Raw genomic sequence first — 25,553 nt, forward strand, 5'->3', positions numbered from 1 at the left:
ATTAGAGCTTTGATTAATATCCAGGGTTTTGTGGCAATCCTACGGGATCAAAACTTCTTTCGCTTTGCGGAATCGGATATAGGTTATTTCTTTCTGTAACAGAGTTTTTAGCCGTTACTTTTTTCACTTCGGTAACAAGGGTTCCCCAACGAACCAGGTCAAACCATCTTTGTCCTTCCTGAACAAATTCTTTTTTGCGTTCTTCCTGAATAGCAGCCCTAAAAGTCGTTTGGTTTAATCCTGACAAATCTGTGGCTGGGTTTGGTGTAGCAATTGGTTTTCCAAAAGCTCTTCGTCGTATCTGATTGATCAATTCATAAGCTTCGGGCGTTGGTATTCCCTGTTCGTTTATGGCTTCTGCCAGAGACAAAAGGATATCAGCATAGCGAATAATTGGAAAATTGATAGCGACATTTCCCGGTGTTGCCAAATTGCTAAAATCAATGTATTTTTTGAAAATTGGTTTCGGGAAAGTATATGTATTTGCTGTACCGGTAATAGGTAATGTTTTAGCATAACTTACATCTCTTCTTGTATCTCCCGGAGCATATATGTCATAAAACAAAGCTACATCTGAGACAATATCTGCCGGTTCTGTTGCTGTGTAACCAATGAATGATGTGGCTTGAAAATTATTTCCGCTTGATCCGTTTCCTGCCTGATTTGCTTCGAACTGAACAGAGAATATATGCTCTTTTCCGTTCTTTTTGGTTTTATTAAAGATATCAGCAAAACTTTCGAAAAGCGCATATCCGTAACCGCCATTGATTACTTCTCTGGCTTTTAATATAGCGTTTGGATAATCTTTTTTTGTCAGGTATACTTTGGTCAAAATCGCTTTTGCAGCTCCTGATGTTGCGCGTCCTGCATCACTTGCAGGATAAGTTGCCGGTAAAGTTTCAGCGGCATTTAAGTCTGAAATAATTTGTGTGTATACTGCGTCTACAGTTTCTCTTCTTGATTTCAAGCTTTCTAATTGTATCGAAGTTGGCTCATGCAAAACAATTGGAACTCCGCCCCAAAGACGAACTGCCTGAAAATACAACAAGGCTCTGATGAATTTTGCTTCATTGATTAATCTTGTTTTTACAGCTTCTGTACCCGCTACTTTAGGTATATTATCGATAGAAACATTAGCTCTGTTTATTCCGTTATAGATTTGTCGCCAGGCAACCTGAACACGATCATTGGTAGCATCATGAGTCAGATTACTCATCGCTCTTACCTGAGGATTCGTTGCAGAAACTCCCGCTGCTGCATAATCAGATCCCATATCTGTTAAGAAATAAAGGTTTCGACCAAATAAGCTTTGTTCTCCCGGATCAAGACTTAATGAGGCATAGGCAGCAGTTACGCTGGCAATAGCATCATCTTGTGTTTTAAAGTAATTGTCTTCGGTTACAAAAGAGGTTGGTGTTACCTCTAAATCTGTGCATGATGCAAATAAACCGGCACTTAATAGTATTGTTAGTATGATCTTTTTCATTATGTATATTTTTTACTTAGAAAGTTACGTTCAGGCCGGAAATGAATGTTTTAGAATTTGGATAAGAGCCAAAGTCAATTCCAGGATATAAGTTGTTTTGTTCGTATGAACTTACCTCCGGATCATAACCGGTATATTTTGTCCATGTAATTAAATTTTCGGCAGAGATATAGAATTTAATACTCTTTGTTCCTAATTTTTGAGAAAGGCTTTTAGGCAATGTGTACCCTAAAGTGATTAATTTTAATCTTAAAAAAGAAGCATCTTCTACATAACGTTCTGATACGATTCCCAGAGGAGAACTTGTTGCTCTTGGAATTTCATTGCTTGGATTCGTTGGAGTCCAGCGGTCATCTAGTGTAACATTAGCATTTGTTCCCAGTGTAGAAATTTCTAATTGTTGGTTTAATGCATTAAAGACCTTTCCGCCATAAGAACCCTGAAAAGAGAAATTAAGATCAAAATCGTGATAAGAAATCGTGTTGCTGAAACTTCCAACAAATTTAGGCTGTGAGCTTCCAAGATTTCCTTTGTCAGCAGCTGTAATCACGCCATCGCCATTTGTATCAACATATTTTCTGTCACCTACTTTTGTGTTGGCTAAACTGTTAATCTTAGGCTGCGTATTTACTTCTTCCTGAGTCTGGAAAATTCCGTTGGTTTTATATCCCCAGAAAGTTCCAAGAGGCAATCCTACTTTTACAGTAACGGGTTGTTGTTGCAATAAAGAACCATTTGGTACAACCGGAAAAAACTGATCTACACCGTTTCCTATAGAAACTACTTTATTTTTGTTGGCAGAGAAGACAAAATTAGAATTCCAGGAGAAATTCTCTGTTTTGATGTTTTCTGTGATCAAACCAACTTCAACACCTTTATTTTCAACACCACCAATATTTTGAAGAACTGTAGCATATCCTGAAGTTAATGGCACTGGGACATTAATAAGCAAATCATTTGTTTTTTTGTAGTAAACATCAAACACAAAGTTTATTTTTCTGTCTAATAAAGACAAATCTAAACCCACGTTGTATTGATTTGTTTTTTCCCATTTCAAATCCGGATTTGCCAGTCGGGTAGGAGCTAGTCCCGTGTATAAAGTACCTCCAAAAGAATAATTTACAGAACCCATTGCAGGAAGAGAAAGGTAGTTGCCAATCTCTTGATTTCCTGTTGTTCCGGCTGTTATTCTAAGTTTAGCTTCAGTTACACCTTTTATGTTTTTGGCAAAATCTTCATCCATAATATTCCATGAAAATCCTGCTGATGGGAAATATCCCCATAGCGATTCAGAACCAAATCTTGACGAACCATCTGCACGGGCAGAAAGCGTTAAATTATATTTTCCTCTATAAGAATAATTTATTCTGGTCAACCATGATTTTAATACACTTTCGAATGCATCGCTGTATGGTTTTACCGCAACACCATCCTGAAGTGCATTATAAGTGTTGGCATCATTTACAAAAGTATTGGCGCCGGCATTTACAACTTCACCCTGAGTGTATTGAAGTGTATATCCTCCTAAAACTGAGAACTTATGGTTTTCGCCAAAAGTGGTATTGTAGTTCAGAGTATTTTCATTTAGTACAGAACTTACCAATCTGTCTCCAACAGATGCTAACCCTTTTGTTCCAGCACCTGTTGTAGTAGTTGCCGGAGCATAATAATTTTGTTTTGTATTAATTACGTCACCACTCACGGCAACCTTTGCAACCAGTTTTTTGGTTATTTTATATTCACCAAATAAGCTGGTCAAAATTCTATTAATTTTAGTTTCATTGGTCGTACTTACCAAATCGTTTATAGGGTTTGGTATTATACCATTAACCGCTGTTGCGTAAGGATTGTTTGTTAAATTATAACTTCCGTCAGCATTTTTAATTGGTACTACTGGCGGTTGATATAAAGCAACAACTAAAGGACTTGGTGATCTTCCGGCTGTAGCTCCTCCATTGGTTCCTACACCATTTGAAACTGAATTACTGTAGTTGGCATTGACACCAAATTTAAAATTCTGGGAATAATTTCTTTCGTAGTTAACACGTAGAGAAATTCTTTTGAAATCAGAAGCAATCACAATTCCATCCTGTTGAAAGTAACCTGCCGAAACTGCGTATCTTGATTTTTCATCTCCTCCTGAAAATGATAATTGATGATTTTGAACCGGTGCAGCAGTTCTAAAAAGAGCATCTTGCCAGTCATAACTTCCGGATGTTTTAAAAGCTTCTATTTGTGCAGCCGAAAAAGACGGAGCCTGTCCAATACTTGCCTGAACGTCATTGCGTAAGCTTGCCCATTGGCTGGCATTCATTAAATGTAATTTTTTCGAAACATTCTGAAACCCAAAATAACCCTGATACGAAATATTATCCTGTCCTTTTGTACCTTTTTTGGTAGTGATGATTACAACACCATTTGCACCACGAGATCCATATATTGCAGTTGCAGACGCATCTTTTAATACTTCGATAGATTCAATATCGCCGGGATTTATAGTAGACAATACATTGATTGATGAACCGGCGTTTGAAACTCCCGCTGTACCATTATTATTGTCATTATAAATCAATATTCCGTCTACTACATAAAGTGGTTCATTACCCGCAGTAATCGAATTTCCTCCTCTAATACGTACACTTGAAGAAGCTCCGGGACGTCCTGAACTTTGCGTAACTACCACTCCGGCAATTGCGCCCCGTAATAAATTATCTGCAGATGAGGTAACCTGAGCTAAATTTGCTTTAGGTACTGAAGCTACAGATCCTGTAATGTCTTTACGTTTTTGAGCACCGTAACCCACAACTACTAACTCATCTAATTCCTGACGTTCTTCTTTTAGATGAATTGTAACAGGATTTTTGTTTACAACTATTTCCGCTTTTTTGTATCCAATGTAAGAGACAATCAATGTATAAGGAAATTTTTGACCGGTCTGAAAATAAAATTTTCCTTCTGCATCCGTCTGAACACCGTGAGTTGTTCCTTTTATATTTATTGAAGCTCCTATAATAGGTTGATTTGTAATATCATCGACTACAGTTCCGTCAAGCTTAGATTGAATAAGTGGGGTTGTATTTTGGGCATTAATTCCGGCTGATAACAACAGGATAAAAAGCAATGAGTATATTTTTAATTTTTTTTTCATTTCTTTGTATTGGTTTAAGTAATTAACAAGGCACCTTGAAAGTTGAATTTTCAACTCTCTAATGGGATTCTTGATTTAGTGATAAATGTTCTTTAAGCCTTGCCATTTCTGTTGCCGCAGAAATGGCTTTTTTTATTTACAGCAACAATTTTGTATCTTTTTCATTTTAGTTTTTATTAGTTATTAGTCGTTTTTCTTTTTATTATATAAGTATAGTTTCAAGAATCCTTTCGACACAAATTATGTGTTAAACAGACTTTTGTAATTTCAGTAAATAATCTTGAGGTGTTTTTTTATAAGTTCGTTTTTAAATCGATTCGATAGGAGAGAGGAATCGAATGCAAACGAAAAAATTGCCAGGAATTAGCAACAGAAGCACATATAACAAAATGTGTTATAAGTATTTTTTTTAGAAAAAATGTGATACAATATGCTTTCGGTTGTTTTCAAAATATAATTCTTTAGGTTTTTAAATATTTTTATACTCTACTAATCCTATAGACAAAGTTAATTTTATTGTAATAATATCCAAAAAATAGTTTAGTTTTTTTTAAAAATAGTTAATTTTACTTTTTTTTAAGTGTAATTATTTTTATTTAAATTATTGAAAATCAATTATTTGTAATGTTTTTATTTTGTGTTGTATATGTTAAATAAGTCTTTTGAAAAGGATTCAAAATGTAGTATTTTACACTTAATTTTCTAATTTTTAAATCCTTAGCTATTCTAAAAACAGAACAAAAACGTCGAGCATATGCCATTTAGTCATCTGAAACGAGTTTTTTTAACAAAATATTGATTTTCAAAAAAACATAAAAATGGAATAAAATTAAATGCTCATCAATCACAAAATTTTTTATAATTGAGGAAAGACAATTTTATAATTTGTTTTTTAAATTAATTGGTAACTAGTTATTTACTATTATTGTTTTTTTTACTTTTATCACGTTAATGGTTTTATTATCAGTTGTATATATGTAATATTGAAAAATATGAACTGAGGATAAGAGAACTTCAGTACGTTATTCTGGAAGTATATGAGTAATTAAGCTTAAATTTATATTCTTTAAAAAATTTTAGATTATTAATGAATTCAATTAAGTAAAAATACTAGTATTTGTAATACGTATTTTTTGCTTGTATATAAAATAGCAAACCATGATTCAAGTCGAAGAAGCCTTATCAATTATTGCAGAGAATAGCACTAGAATACTGGTCCAGAAAATCCAGATGCATAAAGCGCTGGGATATATTTTGGCTGAAACGGTTTATTCTCCAATTGCAATGCCACCCTTTCGGCAATCATCGATGGATGGGTATGCTTTTATTCATAGCGAAAAACATCAATATGATATTGTAGGTACTATACAGGCTGGTGATCATTCAAAAATAAAGCTTAAAGAAAACGAAGCAGTGCGAATTTTCACAGGCGCTTTTGTACCTAATAATGCTGATACTGTAGTGACGCAGGAACATGTAATGGCTAATGAAAATTCTATTTTGATTACCATAATGCCGGAGCAACATACAAATGTTCGCAATAAAGGAGAACAAATTGGTGAAGAAGAAGTTGTTCTTAAAGTAAATACGCTGATTACTCCTGCAGCAATTGGTTTTTTAGCCTGTTTAGGTATTACTGAAATTTCAGTTTATAAAAAACCTACGGTTGCCATTTTGGTAACTGGAAATGAATTGGTAGAAGCCGGTAAGAAATTGCCAAAAGGAAAAATTTACGAAAGCAATTCGGTAATGTTGCAAGCTGCGCTTCAAACGATTGGAATCAAAAAAGAGAAAGTTTATAAAGTAAAGGATGATCTAAAAGCGGCAAAAAAAGCCCTGAAAGAAATTCTGAATAAATATGATATTGTTTTAGTCTCAGGAGGAATTTCTGTTGGAGATTATGATTTTGTCAAAGAAGCTTTATTGGAAAATGGCGTTCAGGAACTTTTTTATAAAATCAATCAAAAACCTGGAAAACCAATGTTTTTTGGGTCTAAAAATGAAACCTTAGTTTTTGCTTTGCCTGGAAATCCTGCTTCATCGCTAACTAATTTTTATATTTATGTTTATCCGGCGATCAAAAACAGAATGGGTTTTTCAGACATTCATTTAAAGAAAATAGTTCGAAAATTACAAGATGACATTCTAAATACAACAGGAAAAACATTGTTTTTAAAAGCCTTATATGATGAAACTCAGGTTAGGGTTTTAGAAGGCCAGAGTTCAGCAATGCTAAATACTTTTGCTATTGCCAACAGTTTATTAATTGTTCCGCATGATGTAGAATCGATCAAAAAAGGAGAGTTGGTGACTTTATTGCCGATAGGGTAGATTTTAGAGAATAGAGTAAAGAGAATAGAATAAAGAGAATAGAGGATAGAGGATAGAATAAAGAAGAAAAAGTGTAGAATGCGGTATGTAAATTTAAACATATAGCATAAACCTGAAACAAAAAAAACTGAAACAAAGAAAACCTGAAACAAAAAAATAAACCTGAAACTTGAAACAAAAATTAGTCATGGAAACATTAGCTGTATTTATTCTTTGTGGAGGAAAAAGTTCTCAAATGCAATCGGAGAAAGGATTAGTTCTGTTTCAGAATAAACCATTTATTGAACATATTATCAAGGCGATTTTACCAATATCAGAAAACATTAAGCTGATAACAAACAATAAAGAATACGATTATCTGACGTATCAAAAAATACCGGATATAATTTTAGACAAAGGTCCGTTAGGTGGTATTTACACAGCTTTGTCAAATTCAGAAACAGAATTTAATTTGATTCTAAGTTGTGATATTCCCTTAATCTCGACCGAATTATTATCTGAATTAATTGCAAAACATAATCAGGAAGCTCAAATCACTGTTTTTGCATCTGAAAGCAGAATGCATCCGTTAATTGGAATTTATTCTAAAAAAGTAATACCTGTTATCAAAAGTGCAATTGATAATGACGATTTAAAAATGACGAATTTAATAGCGAACGTTCCGCATCAAGTCATCACAATCGAAGAAAGTGAAAACTTTCATTTGACTAATATTAATTCGGCAGACGAATTGAACGATCTGAATATCAATTTAAGTTAATGTTATGCGAAATTTAAAGACACCAAAATTAACGATTGTAGGTGCAGGACCGGGTGATGCCGAATTGATTACACTAAAGGCGATAAAGACTTTAGAGAATGCTGATGTAGTATTATACGATGCTCTTGTTAATGAAGAATTATTGCAATATGCGGTAAAAGCAGAAATTGTTTTTGTGGGTAAACGTCTGGGATGTCACGCTTATACGCAGGATCAGATTAATGAATTGATTGTTTCGATGGCTAATCGTTACGGTCATGTTGTACGTTTAAAAGGTGGAGATCCTTTTATTTTTGGAAGAGGAAGTGAAGAGATTGAATATGTAGAAAAATTTGGAGTAGAAACAGAAATCGTTCCGGGAATTTCCTCTGCTTTAGGTGTACCGACTTCCGTTGGGATAAGCCTGACAGAGCGTTTGGTATCAGATAGTTTTTGGGTCATTACAGGAACAACTTCAAATCATGAATTATCTAAAGATATTAATTTAGCTTCAAAGTCTAATGCAACGGTTGTGATTTTAATGGGAATGCACAAATTAGATGAGATTATTTCCATCTATCAGAAGAACCGAACAGATGATTTACCAATTGCGATTATTCAAAACGGAACTAAAAATACAGAACAAAAAGTGACAGGGAGAATAAGTACGATTAGTAAATTGGTATCAGAAAATAAAATTTCATCTCCCGCAATTATTGTAATTGGCGAAGTTGTGAAAAACACTTCAGGATTGAATTCTTATGTTAAAGAGCATCTTGATGATGAATCATCCCGATAGCGATGAGGGCACGAGGTCCAAAATCCAAATTCAAAATTTATCGCAATAATTATTTTTGCTTAGTGCAATAGATAATGCCCACCAAAAAAAAGGTTCAACTTTATAAGTCAAACCTTCTTTCTAAATTATTTCTTCTTTTTTGCTTTTGCCTTTTTCTGAGACTTAGCTTTCTTTTTTGCTATTTTTTTCGCTTTTGCTTTATCCTTAGCTTTTTTTGCTTTTTCTTTTTTCTTCGCAGTAGCTTTTTGTTTCGCTTTTTTAGCTTTCTCTTTCTTTTTGTCTTTTTTAGCTTTTTCTTTTTTCTTGGCTAATTTCTTTTTCTCTTTTTCCTTGTCTTTGTCTTTCACTTTTTTCTTCTTTTTATCTGTTGATTTATCTTTTTTATCTTTTCCTGTTATTTCGGTTGCTTTATCAGTTTTGTTTTCTGATGGCTGTTCTTTCTTTTTTTCTTTGATTGTAACTTTTGGAGTTGTTATTTCTTCTGTTTTCTCAATGGCAGCCGGAGTAATTTTTCTTGCAGGAGCCTTTTGAACTGTCGATTTAGGCGTAGTTGTTGTTGCACTTTTTACAGCAGGTCTTACGGGAGTTTTTGTTACCGTTGGTTTTGCCACTACTGGTTTTACCGTTGGTGTTGCCGGTTTTGCAGCTGCTGTCTTAGCAGGAGTTGCTTTACGAACCGGTGCTTTTGCAGGTGCTGGATTTACAGGTTTTATGTTTTCTGCAACAGGCTTGCTGTTTTCAGATGTTGGTGAATCAATTTTCTCAGGAGTGGTTTCTGTGGGTTTGTTTTCCATATTAATGCGCTTTTAGATGTAGATATTATTACAAATGTGACTAAATTGTTAATTTACAGTTAAGTAAATATAATCATTAAATAAACTCGCCAATGTTAAGTTTTTCAATAAATTTATAAATTAACGTATTGAATGTTAGTTATTTGAAGTGTATTGGAAATATAAAAGATAAAATCTCTTAACAATTTCACTAAACAAAATTGTAAAATAATGCAGGGAAGTTTGTTTGAAAACTGAAAAGCGTATGGGAAGTAAAAAAGTCAAATGAATTGAATGCAAGGAGAAAATTCATTTTTGTAGAGACACGCAAGAGCGCGTCTCTACATCGGTATAATTATTTTTTTAATGCAACAAATCGAATTACAGAGCCTTTTCCGTTATGGAATAATCCTTCATTCAATTCAATCTCTTTCTCTTCTAACACGATGATTTCATAATTAGGAAAATCAGCTTTTATTTCTTCGATAGAAAATAAAGATTCAATATCTTTTGGTCCACCCACTTTATCATTAATCGCAAGATATTCTAAGTGTTTTTTACTAAAAGCTTCAAAAATAACTACTCCGCCTTTGCGTAAATATTGGTCAAGTGTTTTATGAATAGAAGATTTAATTTCTGCGGGAAAGTGTGCATAAATCAGGGCGATAGCATCAAATTGGTTGGGTTGATAATTCAGCGTTTCTAATACTCCAACCTGAAAATCAATTTCAACCTTGTTAGCTTCAGCCAGTTTTATTGCCTTGTTTTTTCCTTCGGCACTAATGTCAAAAGCAGCAACCTTCCAGCCCAATTGTGCTGCAAAAACAGCATTGCGGCCTTCGCCTTCAGCAGGGAAAAGAATGCTTCCGGGTTTTAATTTTCCCAGTTGTTCTTTTAAATAATTGTTGGGTTCCGTACCGTAAGCAAATTCTTCGCTGCTGTAGCGGTCATCCCATCTATCTTTCCAGGAGTTGTTCATGGTTTTATTTGTATTTTGAATAGTACAATAGCCTTAAATATTTTAAAAAGGCTAAAAAAAGGAATTCTTTTCTAAATCAAATATACCCAAATTAAAAAATAAAAAATATTACCATAAAACAAAAAAAACATCCTTTTCAAAAGAAAAAAAAGGTGAATTATAATATTTAGATTTAAAAAATATCTATTTCTTCTATCTAAAAATTCCTGGATTTACAGAAATCATTAGCCAGGTCCAATTGTTGGTATGACCGGCATATCCGGGAGCTTTTAAAACTTCTCAAGTTTTTAGTGGTCTTTTTTTGTTAATTTAAAATCATGAAATATGTTCAAACACATTAATGAAACTATAAACCATAGTAGGACTTATTCAATAAATAAAATCTGAACGTTTTATAATGGTTAAAAACGAAAATGAACTTAAAATATAATTAGGTACAAATACGTAATTTTATACTAAGGAATATTCAGAAGCTTTATTCGAAAGTTCCATTAGATTCTTCACTTTTAGTTTTTTCATCAGATTAAAGCGATGCACTTCAGCAGTTCGTTTGCTAATATTTAGTGCTTCGGCTATTTCTTTGTTTCCTTTTCCTGATAATAAGAGAGTCAGGATCTCTTTTTCTCTTCTGGTAATCATCATTTGTACACCAGAATTTTGTTTGGGTTCCAGAGCTCCGGAAGAACCTGTTAACTGACGAATAAGAATAGAAGAAACATCACCACTAAAATACTTTCCACCTGCTGCAACTGTATGTAAAGCCTTTAGGAATTCCTCCTTACTTGAACCTTTTAGTAAATATCCGTCTGCTCCGGCTTTTAGTGATTTTAGTACATACTCCTCAGTATCGTACATAGAAAGCATTATAATTTTTATCTTATTGTTTTGAGCCCTAAGTTTTTCGATGACCTCAATTCCATTTAAGTTCGGCATCTTAATATCCAGAATAAGTAAATCCGGAACGGTTTCGTTTATTACTTTAATAGCATCGATACCATCAATAGCTTCACCTACAACCTTTATATTTATTTCATTTTCCAGTAATGATTTTACACCATCTCTCACAAATACGTGATCATCTGCAAGGACTATTTTAATAACATTATTCATGAATTACTTATTTTTAATTCTCACTATTTACGTATAATTACCTATAGATAATACGCTAATGTACTTATTTTATATATTTGAAATAAAATTAATTGTAAAATAAGTAAGTGAAATATTATTTTTCAGTAAATAAATTAAGTTTATAAACCTAAAGACGCTTTTATCAAATTTAAGTTTTCTTCAGAATAATTAATCTTTAATGCTTCCTGATGTCCTTTGTCAGACATTTTATCCCAGGTTTTTTTAATGATGTTTTTTAGTTTTTCTTCGTCGTGTTTGTGCACAAAAGGATCCAGGTAATATCCTAAAAAAACTAAGCAAATAACATCTTCAAGTAATTGTGTTTCTACATCTTTTTTAAGTAATTTCTTTTCGATCAAAAAAGAGACACGATCTGTAAATTCAGAAGCATATCCGGCTTTTTCTAAAATTGCTGCGGTAGTTTTAGCATGAAATTTTTTAAGTTCTTCCCTCCATTTCAAGTAACCAACACGATCCATTGGGTACGATTCCCGGGCCACTTTCCATCTGCAAATATGCTGCGCTTTAGAAGCAATCTGCACTTCTTCAGAAGCTTCAGGTTCAAATTGCATTAGTCTTTGATACATCCTGTTCGAATATAATAATTCCTTTGGATATTCAATATTCTGGTCGATTTCGATGTTTGGATCTTGTGCGTTTTCGGTATCGATCCACTCGCTTGCTTTTTGAAAAGGTGTCTTCATTTTTTGGTAAGATAATAGATTTCAAATATACATAATTAATCTCTAAAGCTTATGTATACTTTAGTAGCACAGGTTTTATTCATTCAATATTCAAAATAAAATATTCATTCTAAAGTATGAAAAAATAGTACCATGGATAATTTCTATAGAATTCAGAGTATTTATTTTTAAGTATGTTTTGATCTTAAAATTTTAATAAAGTGTGTTATTTTTCTTAAATTTGATAGTATTCAATTTCTAAAAACATATCTCATGAAAAAACTTCTTTTACTAATGTTATTATCTTCTTTGATAATAAGCTGTAAAATAGCGATAAATAAAAATCCAGATACAAAAGAAACTACTTCAGAATACGGAACTCAGGAAGATCAAATGAAGTATTATTTTACTGCAACCGGCAACGAGCCTTTTTGGGCATTAAAAATGGGGACAGAAAATATTGAGTTTACATCATTAATCTCGGGGAAAGAGAAACTTATTTTTCCTGCAACTGAAGCCATACGAGCAATGGATGCTAATGTAAAAATGTACAAAGTCAGTAACGAAACATCAAGTGCGACAATTTCGATTCAGCAATTAGAATGTCAAAATTCAATGTCAGGAGCAATTTCGCCTTATAAAGTGTCGATTGAAATTAAGAATAATTCGGAACTTGAATTAAAAAAACTGGACGGATGTGGTAATTATAATACAGATTATCGTCTTCATGATATCTGGGTTTTAGAAGAGCTAAACGGATTCAAAGTCTTTTTAACAGATTTTCAAAAAGAACTTCCAAGAATCGAAATTAATGCTGCAGAAAATAAATTTATGGGTTACGGAGGTTGTAATGCAATTAGTGGCAGTATTTTTTATGAAAAAGACGTACTCCGATTTTCCAAAGTTATTTCGACTATGATGGCTTGTGCACCCGGAAATAAAGAAGATCAATTTATAAAAGCACTTCAAAATACCACCACATATTCTTTTGGTGATAATCGATTAACGCTTTCTAATCCTTCAGGTAAACTTTTGGTTTTTAGAAAAGTAGATTAGTTTTTTTTGATTTTCATCGCTAGTTCCGTGGAGTAACAAACTATACGATGAAATCAAAATAATATAGAAATCCGTGTAATTCTGCGTTTTCGCTTTAGCGAATCCGTAAAATCCGTGTGCCATTTCGTATTACTATTCCAGTTCTTTAGGATCTTCATTCTCTTCTTCAATAAAATCAAGTTCCAGAGCTCTCACCGTTTGAACAGCATTTCCGGCAATACCACGAATAGATCCGTACATTCCTAACGTATTATGAACGACTTTTTCGATTTGTTTTTCACGTTGCTTCCAAATACGCTGCATCGCTCTTTTTTCAGAATCAAGATCGCCTTGCATTTGCGTAAAACCTTCTACAATTCCTTCAATTTGCAAACGGAATTCGTTACTTGTTAGAAAATCATATAACATCGACATTTTGTCGCCTTTGTTTTCCTGCGCCTGAACAGCCTGACTTACTTGTATCAGAGATTGACGCAAAACCGCGCTTAAACCTTTAAATTCTTCATAAGTACAAATCCAGATTCCGTCGCGCATTCCCATTCTGTCCAGTCCTGCCGGCATAACCTCAGTTACTAAAACACCAATATTGGCTCTTTTAGTTCTAATGTCATTTTTGAATTTCTCAATCCACGCAGGCTGAAAAGCTTTTGTACGCTTGCTTTCGTAATAAATTGAACCACAATTTTGTAATTCCCTGGTATTTACAATCTGAAGACAATCAGCACCGTTTGCACCTTTTTTGATTTCGTCGATAGTATCAAGCGGAAAATTATTTGCCAACCATTCTTCGATTGCTAATTCCATTACTTCGCCTTGCAATTGCATAGATCCTTGTTCCTGCTTGCGTTTCATTTCTTCAATCAGCTTTTTTTGATCGTCAGATTGTTTTTGGTATTCTTTTATTTTTAGTTCATTTTTTTCTTCTTCCTGTTTGCGGATTTTGTCCCTTTCTAAAACCAAAGTAGCATTGAGTTGTTTTTCAGCTTCAGCCTGAATAGCATCTTTCATCTCCAGTTTCTCCCGTTGAAGTTTAGCAATTTCTCCTTGCATTTTACTTAGATCGCGAAGTTTCTCAGATTTTTCAGAAAGTTCTTTTTCCATCGAAAGCAAACGATCCTTATTTTCTTCGTCTAGTTTTGTTTTTAGTTTTTCGGTAATTTCTTTTTCGGCAACTTTTTTCTCACGTTCTAAACGTTCTGCAAAAAGTTCGTTTTCGTGTTTCTTTTTGGCTTCAAATTCAGTTTTGGCCTTTTCAAATTGCTCGTTCTTAAGTTCAAGTTCTTTTGTCTGAGCATTCGTTTTTTGTTGAAATTCTTTGCGGATACTATCTTCTAACTGATGTTTTAAAATATCATTTACATCGATAGTTGTTCCACAATTTGGACACTGAATTGAAGATTGCTCCGCCATTTTTATTGATTTTATTGAGTAGAATTATAATCTGCTAAGGTATTTAAAAATTGAGGTTTTTTTGTCACGAATTCCCTGAATTTTAGTTAATATTGTATAGTTGCTTAAGCGCTAAGAATTAATTTTAAGCCACAGATTATAAGGGGCATAATGATTTTTGCTCATTTTATGTCATTTTGACGAAGGAGAAATCACACTCGAAATTCGACAAAGATTGACACTTTTAGCAACGGAATAACTACTGTGATTTCTCCTTCGTCGAAATGACAAACTTACTTAAACCTAAAGAAACTTTGCGACTCTGGACCTTTGCGAGATTACTTTATAGTTTACAATTTAAAGATTTCTTTTAAGTAATTTTTACGGATTTCCTTCGTTTTAAAAATTTGAGGCAAACTTATTTCTTAGAAAGATGCAATAGAAAATCAACGGCCACTTTTGTAATTTCAGAATCATCTTCTTTCGATGTAATCAATGAAACATCCGTAAACAAATTGACCTTTTTTAATTCGATAAAACCTATTTCCAAATCTTGATTATTCTTCGCAATATTTGATGGAACAATCGAAATCCCGAGACCATTTTTGACCAATTGTACAATCGAATTGATGTTGTTTGATTCATGAACTACCTTTGGCGTAAAACCATAAAAAGCACAAAGTTCAAGTAAAACTTCATGGTAATGCGGTGCGTAATTTTTATTAAAAAAAACAAAAGTTTCGTCTTTTAAATTCGGAATTTCTTTCTCTGAATTAATTTGAATTAAACTTTTATTATAGACAACCGAAAAACCATCACGAAACCATAATTGCGATTTTATTATGGGTGATTTTATTGGAGACCGAATAATTCCTAAATCTATTTTTCCTTGTTCTAATGCCGATATTTGTTTGGTTGTTGAAATCTCAAATAGTTTGAAATTCACATACGGAAATTCGGCTTTCAGATGTTGTATCAATTCTGAAATTACGCTTGAATAAATTGAACTGATATAGGCGATTCTAAAATCTCCGGAAACATTTTTAGCAATTTTTTGTGTTTTGATTGTAATGCGTTCGAGATTCTGAAAAAGTTCTCGTACTTCTTTTTCAAAATATTTCCCGGCTTCGGTCAATTCAACTTTTTTATTATTTCGATTGAATAAGCGCGCCTGAATTTCTTCTTCCAATTCGATAATTTGTCGGCTCAAAGGAGGTTGAGAAATAAAAAGTTTCTCAGCAGCTTTGGTAAAGTTTAATTCTTCGGCTACAGCCAAAAAATATTTTAAGTGACGTAATTCCATAAATACCTATTAAGTATTAATAATTGACAAAATAAGTATTTTTGAAGTATATATGAAAGATATACTTTTACTAAAAAAATATTAGGTCTACGGGTTTTACGGATTGGACTGGTTTGTGCGGATTTTTTGTATGTTACGTAAAAGTTCGTTCGCCACGAATTTCACGAATTTTCGCGAATTACTTATTTTTAAGTTTGTGAAAATTAGTGGCAAAAAAAGGTAGAAACTATGAAAAAAAAATCCATAAAAATCAGTTTAAACCCGCGTCATCCGTGTGCTAAAAAAACTCATGCTAAATAATTATATGATGAAAAAATCAACTATTGATGAAATCAGAGAACGTTTTGATAATGATGTCGAACGATTTTCGAATTTAGAAACGGGACAAGTCGCTACAATTGACGCTACGATCTCATTAGAATTAATTACGGAAGCTTCTAAAAGAATTGTTCCTCATGCCAAAACTGTTTTGGATATTGGATGTGGAGCGGGAAATTATACTTTGAAAATGTTATCGAAAGTTAGTAATTTGAATTGCACATTGGTCGATTTGAGTTTGCCAATGTTAGACAAGGCTTTTGAAAGAGTTTCAAAAGAAACTGACGGAAGGGTAGAGGTAAAGCATGGTGATATTCGTGAGGTAGATTTACAGGAAAATCATTTTGATATTATTTTGGCGGGAGCAGTTTTGCATCATTTGCGTGATGATCAGGATTGGGAAAGTACTTTTACTAAAATATTCAAATTGTTGAAACCCGGTGGATGTTTTATGATTTCGGACTTGATTACACAAGATACTGAATTGTTAAACGAATATACCTGGCAGCGTTATGGAGAGTATTTAGAAGGAATTGGAGGTGCAGAATACCGTCAGAAAGTATTGGATTATGTAGAGAAAGAAGACACACCAAGATCAATGAATTACCAATTGGATTTGATGAAAAAGGTAGGGTTTTCAAGTGTAGAGATTTTACACAAGAATATGTGTTTTGGCGCTTTTGGCGGCATAAAATAGTATTACAAAGTTTGCCACGAATTCCACGAATTCCCACCAATTTTTATTTTTTGGATTATCCAATTGAATATTTTAATTAGTGAAAATTGGTGGAATTTGTGGTAAAAAAAATTATAGTATTTGTACTGTTTTGTAAACCTGAATAGGAGCAGAAACAAAACTTTCGCTTTTTGCGATGAAATCAAGTAAATAAGGTTGATTGTTATGTATGTCAAGACCTGGCTGATCTTTCCACTCCTCCCAGATAATAAAAACATGATCAGCATGATGAAGGTCGTAACGAACGCATGCGGCTTCTTTTCTGGTCTCAGTAACGAGGTGATTTAACATGCTTTGTAGTTGTTCCTTATTTTCTGGTTTACTTTTAAAGAGGGCTGTAATTGAAATCATGATTATAAAGTTTTAAAGGTTTGTTCTAAATGTTTGGTATAGTTTTTCTTAAAGATATCAATATTTTCTGCAGTAGCACCTTTTTCGACATCGTGAAAATGGAATCCGTCCAGTTTTTCCATACCTGTAAATTTATTCATTTTATGAAAACCAAACATAGCGCCATCATCTACAGATGTTTCTTCGAAGAATTCTCCCGGAAGTGTAAATGCTGTTGCAGGCGCATTCCAACTTGTGGTTAACATGTATTTGCGTCCGTGTAATTGGCCGCCGGTTCCGTAATTAATGTCTGGATTTGTTCTGCTTCTACCGTCGCTTCTGTAAATTCCTTTGTTGTGTCCGGCTGTAAAAACGTCGTCGATGTATTTTTTGAATTGGTTTGGTAACTGAAACCACCAAACCGGTGTGTGATACACGATAACATCTGCCCAAACGAATTTTTCTACTTCTTCGTCTAAGTCGAAATCTTGTTTGATGTCGGTGGTTTTAATTTCGAATTGCTTGCTGTTGGTTAAGTATTCGATTGTCCAGTTGGTAACGGTTTCGTTGAATTTTCCGCCTGAGTGCGCAAAATTTTGACTTCCGTTGATGATAAATATTTTCTTCATATCGTAAATGTTCTTTTATATTTTGTTTTGTGTGAGGGATAGAAGTGAAAATCCTTTTTTATAAATTTTTTCTATTTATAAAAAAGATTGTAACGAATAGCCCGATTAGCCGCGGCGAACACACCCTAATTATTTTTATTGTTGAGTGTAATTTTTTAAACACATAGAAACATAGGTTTTTTTGTTTGCTTTTAAAAGGATTCAAAAAAGAAACTAGTTTCTAACACATACCTATGTTTGTTTAAACAAGTGAAACGCCTTTCTATATTTCTATTGGCTATGTTTCTATGTGTTTAAATATTTTGTGACTAGTATTATTTTAGTTTTGAAATTGCCTGATTGATGAAATCTAATTCTGAAATCGATAAATCAAAATCCATTGTTTTTGCGTTTGAAATGGCTTGTTCTGCGTTTCTTGCTCCGGCTAAAACAATTGTGATTCCTTTTTGTAAAGTTGTCCAGCGTAAAACCAATTGTGAGATTGAAATGTGTTTTGCATTCGCCAATGAACTCAATTCTTCGACTAGAGTTTTTACTTTTTGAAGATCAAACTGACCAAAATATCCGTTTCTGTGATCGTTGTCTTTTAGTTTACTGTCTGTGAAATATTTTCCGGTCAATAAACCTCTTTCCATTGGGCTGTAAGCTATGATTCCGATGTTTTCTGTGGTTGTGTATGGTACTAAATCTGATTCGATACCGCGATTTAGCATGCTATACGGAACTTGGTTGGATGCCAATCGAATTGTTTTTTGTGCTTCCTGAAGTTGCGAAAGGCTATAATTACTTACTCCGGCTGCCCTGATTTTTCCTTGTTGGATTAAGGTTTCAAGTGTTTCCATAGTTTCATGGATTGGAGTTGTAGCGTCTGGCCAGTGAATTTGTAATAAATCGATATAATCAGTTTGAAGACGTCTTAAGCTATTTTCGACTTCTTTTATTATACTGCTTTTTGATGCGTATTTGTAAACCGGGATTTGTTTTCCGTTGTCATCGGCATCAAAAAAGAATTCTCCTTTTCCGTTGTTGCTTCCGTCCCAAACCAAACCAAATTTGGTTAACAATTGTACTTTTGATCTGTCTTTTGTTTTTAAGGCTTCACCAATCATTTCTTCGCTTAAACCAAATCCGTAAAAAGGAGCAGTGTCGATTGTGGTTACGCCATGATCGATTGAAGCGCGGATAGAATCGATTGAATCTTTCTTTTCGTTTCCGCCCCACATGTTCCCGCCAATAGCAAATGCTCCGTATGTAATAGTTGATAATTCAAGTTCTGTATTGCCTAATTTTCTATATTTCATAATATTATATTTTAATGCTTAAAAATTGTTTAGCAAAATTATACCATTTTTAAGACTATTAATTTGTATATATTTGTCTTTTTTATGTAAATTTGTAGCCGAATTAATAAAGACTATCATGAAAAAAGAAAATTTATACGAGCCGTTTACCGTTTCCTTTGATACTCTGGATGAATATCCTGATGTTGGGGATCGTCATAATTTCTTTGAATTGGTATATATTCTGGGAGGAACAGGAAGGCAATGTATCAACAAGAATGTTTTTGAATATGATGCGGGACATATGTTTTTATTGACGCCTGAGGATTGTCATAACTTTACGATAGAGAAGGAAACGAAGTTTTTCTTTTTGAGATTTAATGATATCTATTTGAAAAATTCGAGTCTGCAGAATGAGAATATTCAGCGTTTAGAATATATTCTACAAAATGCAAATCATCAGCCGGGATGTATTTTAAAAAATGAGGCAGATAAATGTTTGGTAAAAGTGATGGTTGAGGCTATTATTAGAGAACATGAGAATAAGGATGTTTATAATAAAGAATTGATTCAGCAATTGGTGAATACTTTGATTATTGTAGTAGCGCGAAATATTGCGAAGTACTTGCCGGAACAGGTTAATATTGGCTGTGAAGCCAAAGCAATGGATATTTTGCAATACATCCAGAACAATATCTATTACCCTGAGAGAATAAAAGCAGAATCGCTCAGTGAATATTTTGGTATTTCGAATACATATTTAGGGCGTTATTTCAAGAAACACGCTAATGAAACGATGCAGCAATATATCAGTAATTATAAAACAAAACTGATTGAACATCGTTTGCAATTTAGCGATAAGCGAATCAACGAAATTGCGTATGAATTTGGTTTTACGGATGAAAGCCACTTTAATAAATTCTTTAAGAAACAGAGAGGGAATAGTCCTTCGGAGTTTAGGAAAGTGATACGTGTTAGTGCATGATAATGGCACACGGATGACGCGGATTCGCAAGCGAAAACACGGATTATCGCGGATTTTTTATAATAGATTAAAGAATAAGTACTTAAAGACGAATTACATTAATTTGCACGAATTTTTTTGCCACCGATTTTTGCGACGCAAGTTCGTTATCATCTCGGGTACAAATTAAAAGAATTTTTTAATCTGTGTTAATTTGTGAAATTCGTGTTTAAATTATTTTTTTTATTACTCTAAGTGTATGTGTGTGTTTATTCAATTCAGCATTGTAAATTCCTAAATGGTCCAGACGGTCGATACGTACTTTTCCACTTGCGTGAATGATGTAATTATTGTCCATTATAATACCAACGTGTGTGATGTTTCCTTCGTCATTATCAAAAAAGGCTAAATCTCCTGCTTCACTTTCTTCGATAAAGCTTAACGCTTCACCTTCAAGAGCTTGCTGTGAGGCGTCGCGATGTATTTTGTATCCGTTTAGTTTGTAGACCATTTGCGTAAAACCGGAACAATCGATTCCAAAAGGTGTTTTGCCGCCCCAAAGGTAGGGTGCGTTTAAATACATAAAAGCGGTATTTATTAAAGCGCTTTTTGGTTTTGTGCCACTAGTTTTTGTGCCTTCGAAATCAAAGTTAGAAGTATTTATTTCGTTATTATTCAAAAAGGATAATGATGCACCAAGCGGAATCGGTAATAATAAATTTTCCGGCGCACTGATATAATCAATTAGATCAGCATTAAGAATAATCGCTTCTTTGCTTAACTGATTGAAATTTGCTTCAGAAATAATTTGGTACTGTTTAGAATCTACCCAACCTTCGTAGTCATCATATTGCATTCTTATTCGGGCCCATTGATTTTGGCGTTCTAAAATCTCGAGATGTTCGCCAAACAAAAGTTGTGTAACGATTTCACTTCTGTCACTTGGCTCAGATCGAACGGGTACTATAGCTAGATTGCAAATTCCGAACATTTAGGGTAATTTATTAGTTGAAATTCAGGAGTTATTTGCACTTGAAAATAACTCCTGAATTTAATATTATTTAAGCTCTTTCTATAACAATTGCAGATGCGCCACCGCCACCATTGCAAATTGCAGCAGCTCCGGTTTTTGCATTGTTTTGTTCTAAAACATTTAGCAAAGTTACAATGATTCTTGCTCCGGAACATCCCAGAGGATGACCTAATGAAACAGCTCCACCATTCACGTTTACTTTATCATTATCAAGACCAAGAATTTTTGAATTAGCCAATCCAACAACTGCAAATGCTTCGTTGAATTCAAAATAGTCGACATCGCCAATTGCTATTCCTGCTTTGTCTAAAGCTTTTGGTAAAGCTTTTGCCGGGCTTGTTGTAAACCATTTTGGTTCCTGAGCAGCATCAGCATAACTTTTTATGTAGGCGAGGGGTTTTAATCCTAATGAGATTGCTTTTTCTTCAGACATTAAAACTAAAGCTGCAGCTCCATCATTGATTGTTGAGGCATTAGCAGCAGTAACAGTTCCGTCTTTTGTGAAAACGGCAGCTAATGAAGGTATTTTATCCAGTTTTACGTTAGTGTATTCTTCGTCTTTAGAAACTATGATTGGTTCACCACGTCTTTGAGGTACTTCTACAGGAACAATTTCGTTATCAAATTTTCCTGCATCCCATGCTTTTGCACTTCTTTCATAAGACTGAATTGCAAAATTATCCTGCTCTTCACGGCTGATTTTGTATTCAGATGCACATAAATCAGCGCAAACTCCCATTGCGTTGTTATCGTAAGCATCTGTCAAACCATCTTTTTGCATTCCGTCAAGCATAGTTGCAGGGCCAAATTTAGTTCCGTTACGCATTTGTACGTAGTGTGGAATCAAACTCATGTTTTCCATTCCTCCGGCAACTACTATTTCAGCATCGCCACAAGCGATAGCCTGAGCAGCAAACATAACAGCTTTCATTCCTGAAGCACAAACTTTGTTTACAGTTGTAGCAGCAACTTCATTAGACAGGCCGGCGAAAAGTGCAGCCTGACGTGCTGGCGCTTGTCCAACTCCGGCTTGTACTACATTCCCCATGAATACTTCATCAACTAATTTTGGGTCAAGGTTAATTTTTTGAAGTGCGCCTTTAATAGCGGCAGCACCTAATTTTGGTGCGGGTACGGTAGATAAACCTCCCATGAAACTTCCGATAGGTGTTCTAACGGCAGAAACGATAACAACTCTTTTGTTCATTTTCTGTTAATATTAGTTAATCAAGCAAATTTACTCTTTATTTGAATAAATTCAAATTTTGATCCAATTCGATTGGATTTTAAATTTAATATAAATTTTTTGTTAATTCTATTTGTTTGATTGTGAAGTGTTTTAAAAAAAAGATGAAAAAAAGATGAAAAAAAGCACCGAAATAGTTGTGAGATATCTAATGTTGTCATACCTTTGCCACCGCAAAACAGGACATGTTTCCTTGAGCTGGAGAGTTGCCTGAGTGGCCGAAAGGACTTGTTTGCTAAACAAGCGTATGGGTAACTGTACCAAGGGTTCGAATCCCTTACTCTCCGCTTAATTTTTGTCTCGGGTTTAGAGTAGTCCGGTTATCGTGTCCCGATTTAGATTGGGAATAACACAGATACAAATCTATTGACTAAAAAGTTCGGGGTGTAGCGTAGCCCGGTTATCGCGCCTGCTTTGGGAGCAGGAGGCCGCAGGTTCGAATCCTGCCACCCCGACGAAAACTTTGCCATAAAGTTTTAAAACAAATGGACGCATAGCTCAGCTGGATAGAGCACCTGCCTTCTAAGCAGGCGGTCGAAGGTTCGAATCCTTCTGCGTTCACATAAAAAGCCATTCAATTGAGTGGCTTTTTTGTTTTAATGACCGTGGTATAGTTTTAGTAAAATAATTGGATGCATAGCTCAGCTGGATAGAGCACCTGCCTTCTAAGCAGGCGGTCGAAGGTTCGAATCCTTCTGCGTTCACGAAAAACCACTCAAATCGAGTGGTTTTTTTGTTTTGTATCATTTGCTAAGAAAACGAAATTGATGAATTACTTCTATGTCTTATATTCAAATTCACTTAATCAATATTATATTGGTCATACATCTGAGAGTTTAGAGGAACGATTACGTAAACATTTATCAAATCATTCTGGATTTACTGGCAGAGCGAAGGATCCGATCGTTGCTTATTTTGAAGAATTTGTGACCAAATCATTGGCTTATAAAAGAGAATTAGAAGTGAAAAAATGGAAAAGTAAATTAAAGTTGAAAAACTTATAAATAATCTGTCGCCATAATTCAGCTGGATTGAGCATCCCGATTCAATTGGGACTGTCTAAATTCTTTTTAATTTACGAAATACAATTTGTCTATATATTAAGATAACTAAAGCTGTTTTGCTTCAGCATTTCTGGTACGAATAGCTTCTTCGGTTCTGGGAATAAGAATTTCTAACCCAAAGTTTACAGCATTTGCCTGAACCTCTTCGATAAACGGTCGAAAACTTATATTATATTCTTTAAAAGCTTCTTCAAAATTTCCGTCATGTTTTTCAAAAGCATCTGCCAAAGACGCCGCACCATTTATTGCCAGCGATCCGCCCATTCCGGCTGCTGGAGATGCACAATAAGCAGCATCGCCTACAAGAGCAATTCGGCCTTTTGTCCAGGATGGCATTTTTATCTGGCAAAATTTATCAAAATAAAAAGTTTTAGAATTCTGTACTTCTTGTAATAATTCCGATGTTCTCCAGCTTTCTCCAGCGAATTTTTCGAGGATAATATTTCGTTGTTCGTCCTCATTTCGATAATCATAAGGAATTTCTTTTTCGGAACGAAAGCAAAGAATAATGTCTGTTTTATTGTTGTAAGTATTCAGCATAACAGCTTTGTTGGGCACATTATACAATTGAGCACTATCTTCTTTTATTAAAAGTTTATCTACGATAGTAATCGAAAAATATTGCTGTAAAAAGTGCACATAGTCAGTTTCAGGACCAAACCACAGTCTTCGTACGGCGGAATGAATTCCGTCACAACCAAATACGAAGTCAAATTTTTTCTGAGGATTATTTTTAAAAGTAACCTTGACCTCTTCATTTGTTTCGTTTAATGCTGTAATACTGTCATTGAAAACAAATTCGACATCATTTTTTATCGTGTTGTATAGAATTTTAAGCAGTATATCACGTTCAATTTCAGATTCATCGTCGTCAATTTGTTCGTCGTCATCATGCGCCATGAAACCTTCGGTGATATTATCAGCGTTTTTAAATTCTATAATTCTCGGATTCAGCCTGTTTGATTTTATCTGCTCAAAAATGCCCATACGTTTTGCAATATCAACAGTATTGCCCAATATATCAACAGGAGTTCCGCCCATTTTCAGGTCATCTGCAACTTCGACAATAGTTACTTTGCAGCCAAATTTATTCATCCAGTAAGCGGTAGAAAGTCCGGCAAAACTTGCGCCTGAAACAAGTACTTTTTTATTTTTTAATGTTTCCATTTTGTATACGATTTATATTCAATGCAAAGGAACATCCTAAATCAGTGTCGCAAAATAGCCAATCAAAGTAAGTATTGGACTAATCGAGGTTTTTGTTTCTAAAAGTTAAAGCAGACATGCCTGTAACCTTCGTAAACAGTCGTGAAAAATAAGCATAATCATCGTATCCTAAAACCGAAGCAATTTCTTTTACCGATTTATCAGAGTGATAAAGCAACCGTTTTGCTTCTAAAATTACCCGTTCCTGTATGTGATGTGAAACCGAAAATCCAGTTGCATTTTTGATACATTCGTTTAAATAAGGAGTCGAAATATTCAGTTTTGGACTATAATCGGCAGGACGTTTTAGAGTGGTATAATTCTTTTCTAATAATTCCCGGAACGTTTTCGTTACAACGTCAAATCTTGAAATTTTATCTGTTGACGGAACATTTTTCAAATACTGCGAAATCACTAATGCAACGAGCGAATTACAACTGTCTTTTATTATAGAATGATATAATTTATCGCTTTTAAGTGCAGATAATTGTATACCAAGTAATACTGCTTCTGCGATAACAGAGAATATTTCTTTCTCTAAAACTAACGGTTTTACGGGAGTAATTTCTTCCAGCAATTTCAAATATTCAGGATTCAGGTTTTCATTATCAATAGCCCAACAGCTCACGATTACATTTTCTGTGGTTATGGTATGATGCACCTGATTGGGGTGAATGTAAATCACAGAAAAGGGTTCTATTGTATACTTTTGAAAATCAATTTCGATAGCAACAGTTCCTTCTTCAAGCAGAAAAAAAGAATGGCGATCGTGTCGATGTGCCTGATTTTCTTCCTTAAATTCAGCTTTTTCTTCAATGCTCAAATCGTTAAAATTAAACCTTTCGATAGCAATACCGGTATGCACATCTTCTGTCATACGATTTACCGGAATAGTTTTATTTTTCTTAGACATTGGCTGTTGATTGAGAT

The 25,553-nt window shown here is 34.1% G+C and carries 22 protein-coding genes and 4 tRNA genes; 11 read left to right on the plus strand and 15 right to left on the minus strand.

All coding sequences use genetic code 11. From position 1 onward, the window contains the following. Window positions 1-13 precede the first annotated feature (13 nt). Window positions 14-1,486 carry a RagB/SusD family nutrient uptake outer membrane protein gene (locus ACQKCJ_RS10470; RefSeq protein ID WP_427401994.1) on the minus strand — a complete coding sequence of 491 codons (1,473 nt, stop codon included), beginning with the start codon at window positions 1,484-1,486 and terminating at the stop codon, window positions 14-16. A gap of 16 nt (window positions 1,487-1,502) precedes the next feature. Next, the gene (locus ACQKCJ_RS10475) at window positions 1,503-4,634 is read right to left on the minus strand and encodes a SusC/RagA family TonB-linked outer membrane protein (protein ID WP_427401995.1); all 3,132 of its coding nucleotides are present in this window, start codon (window positions 4,632-4,634) and stop codon (window positions 1,503-1,505) included. A 1,158-nt stretch (window positions 4,635-5,792) separates the two neighbouring features. Here ACQKCJ_RS10475 and ACQKCJ_RS10480 point away from each other — a divergent pair. From ACQKCJ_RS10480 to cobA, 3 genes are all read left to right on the plus strand, one after another. Further along, window positions 5,793-6,965: a molybdopterin molybdotransferase MoeA gene (locus tag ACQKCJ_RS10480; RefSeq protein ID WP_427401996.1), complete on the plus strand. Its 1,173-nt coding sequence runs from the start codon at window positions 5,793-5,795 to the stop codon at window positions 6,963-6,965. 187 nt (window positions 6,966-7,152) lie between these two features. Continuing rightward, window positions 7,153-7,725 carry a molybdenum cofactor guanylyltransferase gene (locus tag ACQKCJ_RS10485; RefSeq protein ID WP_271335712.1) on the plus strand — a complete coding sequence of 191 codons (573 nt, stop codon included), beginning with the start codon at window positions 7,153-7,155 and terminating at the stop codon, window positions 7,723-7,725. A gap of 4 nt (window positions 7,726-7,729) precedes the next feature. Then, window positions 7,730-8,503: a uroporphyrinogen-III C-methyltransferase gene (cobA, locus tag ACQKCJ_RS10490; protein ID WP_271335713.1), complete on the plus strand. Its 774-nt coding sequence runs from the start codon at window positions 7,730-7,732 to the stop codon at window positions 8,501-8,503. A gap of 125 nt (window positions 8,504-8,628) precedes the next feature. Here cobA and ACQKCJ_RS10495 read toward each other — a convergent pair whose 3' ends face one another. The 4 genes from ACQKCJ_RS10495 to ACQKCJ_RS10510 form a co-directional block, all read right to left on the minus strand. Further along, on the minus strand, window positions 8,629-9,297 hold the full coding sequence (locus ACQKCJ_RS10495; protein ID WP_427401997.1) for a hypothetical protein: 669 nt from the start codon (window positions 9,295-9,297) through the stop codon (window positions 8,629-8,631). A 334-nt stretch (window positions 9,298-9,631) separates the two neighbouring features. Next, window positions 9,632-10,255 carry a class I SAM-dependent methyltransferase gene (locus ACQKCJ_RS10500; protein WP_427401998.1) on the minus strand — a complete coding sequence of 208 codons (624 nt, stop codon included), beginning with the start codon at window positions 10,253-10,255 and terminating at the stop codon, window positions 9,632-9,634. 450 nt (window positions 10,256-10,705) lie between these two features. Further along, window positions 10,706-11,365, minus strand: coding sequence for a response regulator (locus ACQKCJ_RS10505; protein ID WP_271335716.1), 660 nt, complete (start codon window positions 11,363-11,365; stop codon window positions 10,706-10,708). Between the two features lie 140 nt (window positions 11,366-11,505). Then, window positions 11,506-12,090: a DUF4202 domain-containing protein gene (locus ACQKCJ_RS10510; protein WP_271335717.1), complete on the minus strand. Its 585-nt coding sequence runs from the start codon at window positions 12,088-12,090 to the stop codon at window positions 11,506-11,508. A gap of 252 nt (window positions 12,091-12,342) precedes the next feature. Here ACQKCJ_RS10510 and ACQKCJ_RS10515 point away from each other — a divergent pair, with 252 nt between their 5' ends. Next, window positions 12,343-13,125, plus strand: a complete 783-nt coding sequence (locus ACQKCJ_RS10515; RefSeq protein ID WP_427401999.1) for an META domain-containing protein — start codon at window positions 12,343-12,345, stop codon at window positions 13,123-13,125. Window positions 13,126-13,257: 132 nt separating this feature from the next. Here ACQKCJ_RS10515 and ACQKCJ_RS10520 read toward each other — a convergent pair whose 3' ends face one another. Together ACQKCJ_RS10520 and ACQKCJ_RS10525 are read right to left on the minus strand one after the other, a co-directional pair. Further along, entirely contained in the window at window positions 13,258-14,535 is a 1,278-nt protein-coding gene (locus ACQKCJ_RS10520; protein ID WP_271335719.1) for a DUF2130 domain-containing protein, read from the minus strand. Between the two features lie 397 nt (window positions 14,536-14,932). Then, window positions 14,933-15,817: a LysR family transcriptional regulator gene (locus ACQKCJ_RS10525; protein WP_271335720.1), complete on the minus strand. Its 885-nt coding sequence runs from the start codon at window positions 15,815-15,817 to the stop codon at window positions 14,933-14,935. Window positions 15,818-16,106: 289 nt separating this feature from the next. Here ACQKCJ_RS10525 and ACQKCJ_RS10530 point away from each other — a divergent pair, with 289 nt between their 5' ends. Then, complete coding sequence (locus tag ACQKCJ_RS10530) at window positions 16,107-16,832, plus strand: class I SAM-dependent methyltransferase (RefSeq protein WP_427402000.1); 726 nt, start codon at window positions 16,107-16,109, stop codon at window positions 16,830-16,832. A gap of 111 nt (window positions 16,833-16,943) precedes the next feature. On the opposite strand, the gene ACQKCJ_RS10535 is transcribed toward ACQKCJ_RS10530, so the two are convergent. The 3 genes from ACQKCJ_RS10535 to ACQKCJ_RS10545 all read right to left on the minus strand — a co-directional run bounded on the left by ACQKCJ_RS10535 (window position 16,944) and on the right by ACQKCJ_RS10545 (window position 19,131). Beyond that, on the minus strand, window positions 16,944-17,222 hold the full coding sequence (locus ACQKCJ_RS10535; protein WP_271335722.1) for a putative quinol monooxygenase: 279 nt from the start codon (window positions 17,220-17,222) through the stop codon (window positions 16,944-16,946). Window positions 17,223-17,224: 2 nt separating this feature from the next. Next, window positions 17,225-17,830 carry an NAD(P)H-dependent oxidoreductase gene (locus ACQKCJ_RS10540; protein ID WP_271335723.1) on the minus strand — a complete coding sequence of 202 codons (606 nt, stop codon included), beginning with the start codon at window positions 17,828-17,830 and terminating at the stop codon, window positions 17,225-17,227. A gap of 314 nt (window positions 17,831-18,144) precedes the next feature. Beyond that, window positions 18,145-19,131 carry an aldo/keto reductase gene (locus ACQKCJ_RS10545; RefSeq protein WP_427402001.1) on the minus strand — a complete coding sequence of 329 codons (987 nt, stop codon included), beginning with the start codon at window positions 19,129-19,131 and terminating at the stop codon, window positions 18,145-18,147. A 118-nt stretch (window positions 19,132-19,249) separates the two neighbouring features. On the opposite strand from ACQKCJ_RS10545, the gene ACQKCJ_RS10550 reads away from it, so the two are divergent. After that, window positions 19,250-20,095, plus strand: coding sequence for an AraC family transcriptional regulator (locus ACQKCJ_RS10550; protein ID WP_427402002.1), 846 nt, complete (start codon window positions 19,250-19,252; stop codon window positions 20,093-20,095). Between the two features lie 208 nt (window positions 20,096-20,303). On the opposite strand, the gene ACQKCJ_RS10555 is transcribed toward ACQKCJ_RS10550, so the two are convergent. Further along, window positions 20,304-21,065: a C40 family peptidase gene (locus ACQKCJ_RS10555; RefSeq protein ID WP_271335726.1), complete on the minus strand. Its 762-nt coding sequence runs from the start codon at window positions 21,063-21,065 to the stop codon at window positions 20,304-20,306. 70 nt (window positions 21,066-21,135) lie between these two features. Continuing rightward, window positions 21,136-22,314, minus strand: coding sequence for an acetyl-CoA C-acyltransferase (locus ACQKCJ_RS10560; protein WP_271335727.1), 1,179 nt, complete (start codon window positions 22,312-22,314; stop codon window positions 21,136-21,138). Window positions 22,315-22,553: 239 nt separating this feature from the next. Here ACQKCJ_RS10560 and ACQKCJ_RS10565 point away from each other — a divergent pair. The 5 genes from ACQKCJ_RS10565 (at window position 22,554) to ACQKCJ_RS10585 (ending at window position 23,357) form a co-directional block, all read left to right on the plus strand. Then, window positions 22,554-22,640: transfer RNA gene (locus tag ACQKCJ_RS10565), tRNA-Ser, on the plus strand. A gap of 93 nt (window positions 22,641-22,733) precedes the next feature. After that, a tRNA-Pro gene (locus ACQKCJ_RS10570) sits at window positions 22,734-22,808 on the plus strand. A 32-nt stretch (window positions 22,809-22,840) separates the two neighbouring features. Beyond that, window positions 22,841-22,914 (plus strand) — tRNA-Arg (locus ACQKCJ_RS10575). A 69-nt stretch (window positions 22,915-22,983) separates the two neighbouring features. Continuing rightward, window positions 22,984-23,057 (plus strand) — tRNA-Arg (locus tag ACQKCJ_RS10580). A gap of 63 nt (window positions 23,058-23,120) precedes the next feature. Next, on the plus strand, window positions 23,121-23,357 hold the full coding sequence (locus ACQKCJ_RS10585) for a GIY-YIG nuclease family protein (RefSeq protein ID WP_271335777.1): 237 nt from the start codon (window positions 23,121-23,123) through the stop codon (window positions 23,355-23,357). Between the two features lie 105 nt (window positions 23,358-23,462). Here the strand turns inward: ACQKCJ_RS10585 and ACQKCJ_RS10590 are convergent, their stop codons facing one another. Then, window positions 23,463-24,584, minus strand: a complete 1,122-nt coding sequence (locus ACQKCJ_RS10590; protein WP_271335728.1) for an FAD-dependent monooxygenase — start codon at window positions 24,582-24,584, stop codon at window positions 23,463-23,465. A gap of 79 nt (window positions 24,585-24,663) precedes the next feature. Beyond that, a complete protein-coding gene (locus tag ACQKCJ_RS10595; RefSeq protein WP_271335729.1) occupies window positions 24,664-25,536 on the minus strand; it encodes an AraC family transcriptional regulator in 873 nt (290 codons plus the stop codon). Between the last annotated feature and the right edge of the window lie 17 nt (window positions 25,537-25,553).

The organism is Flavobacterium sp. NPDC079362 (assembly GCF_050267765.1).
Lineage (GTDB): Bacteria > Bacteroidota > Bacteroidia > Flavobacteriales > Flavobacteriaceae > Flavobacterium > Flavobacterium azizsancarii.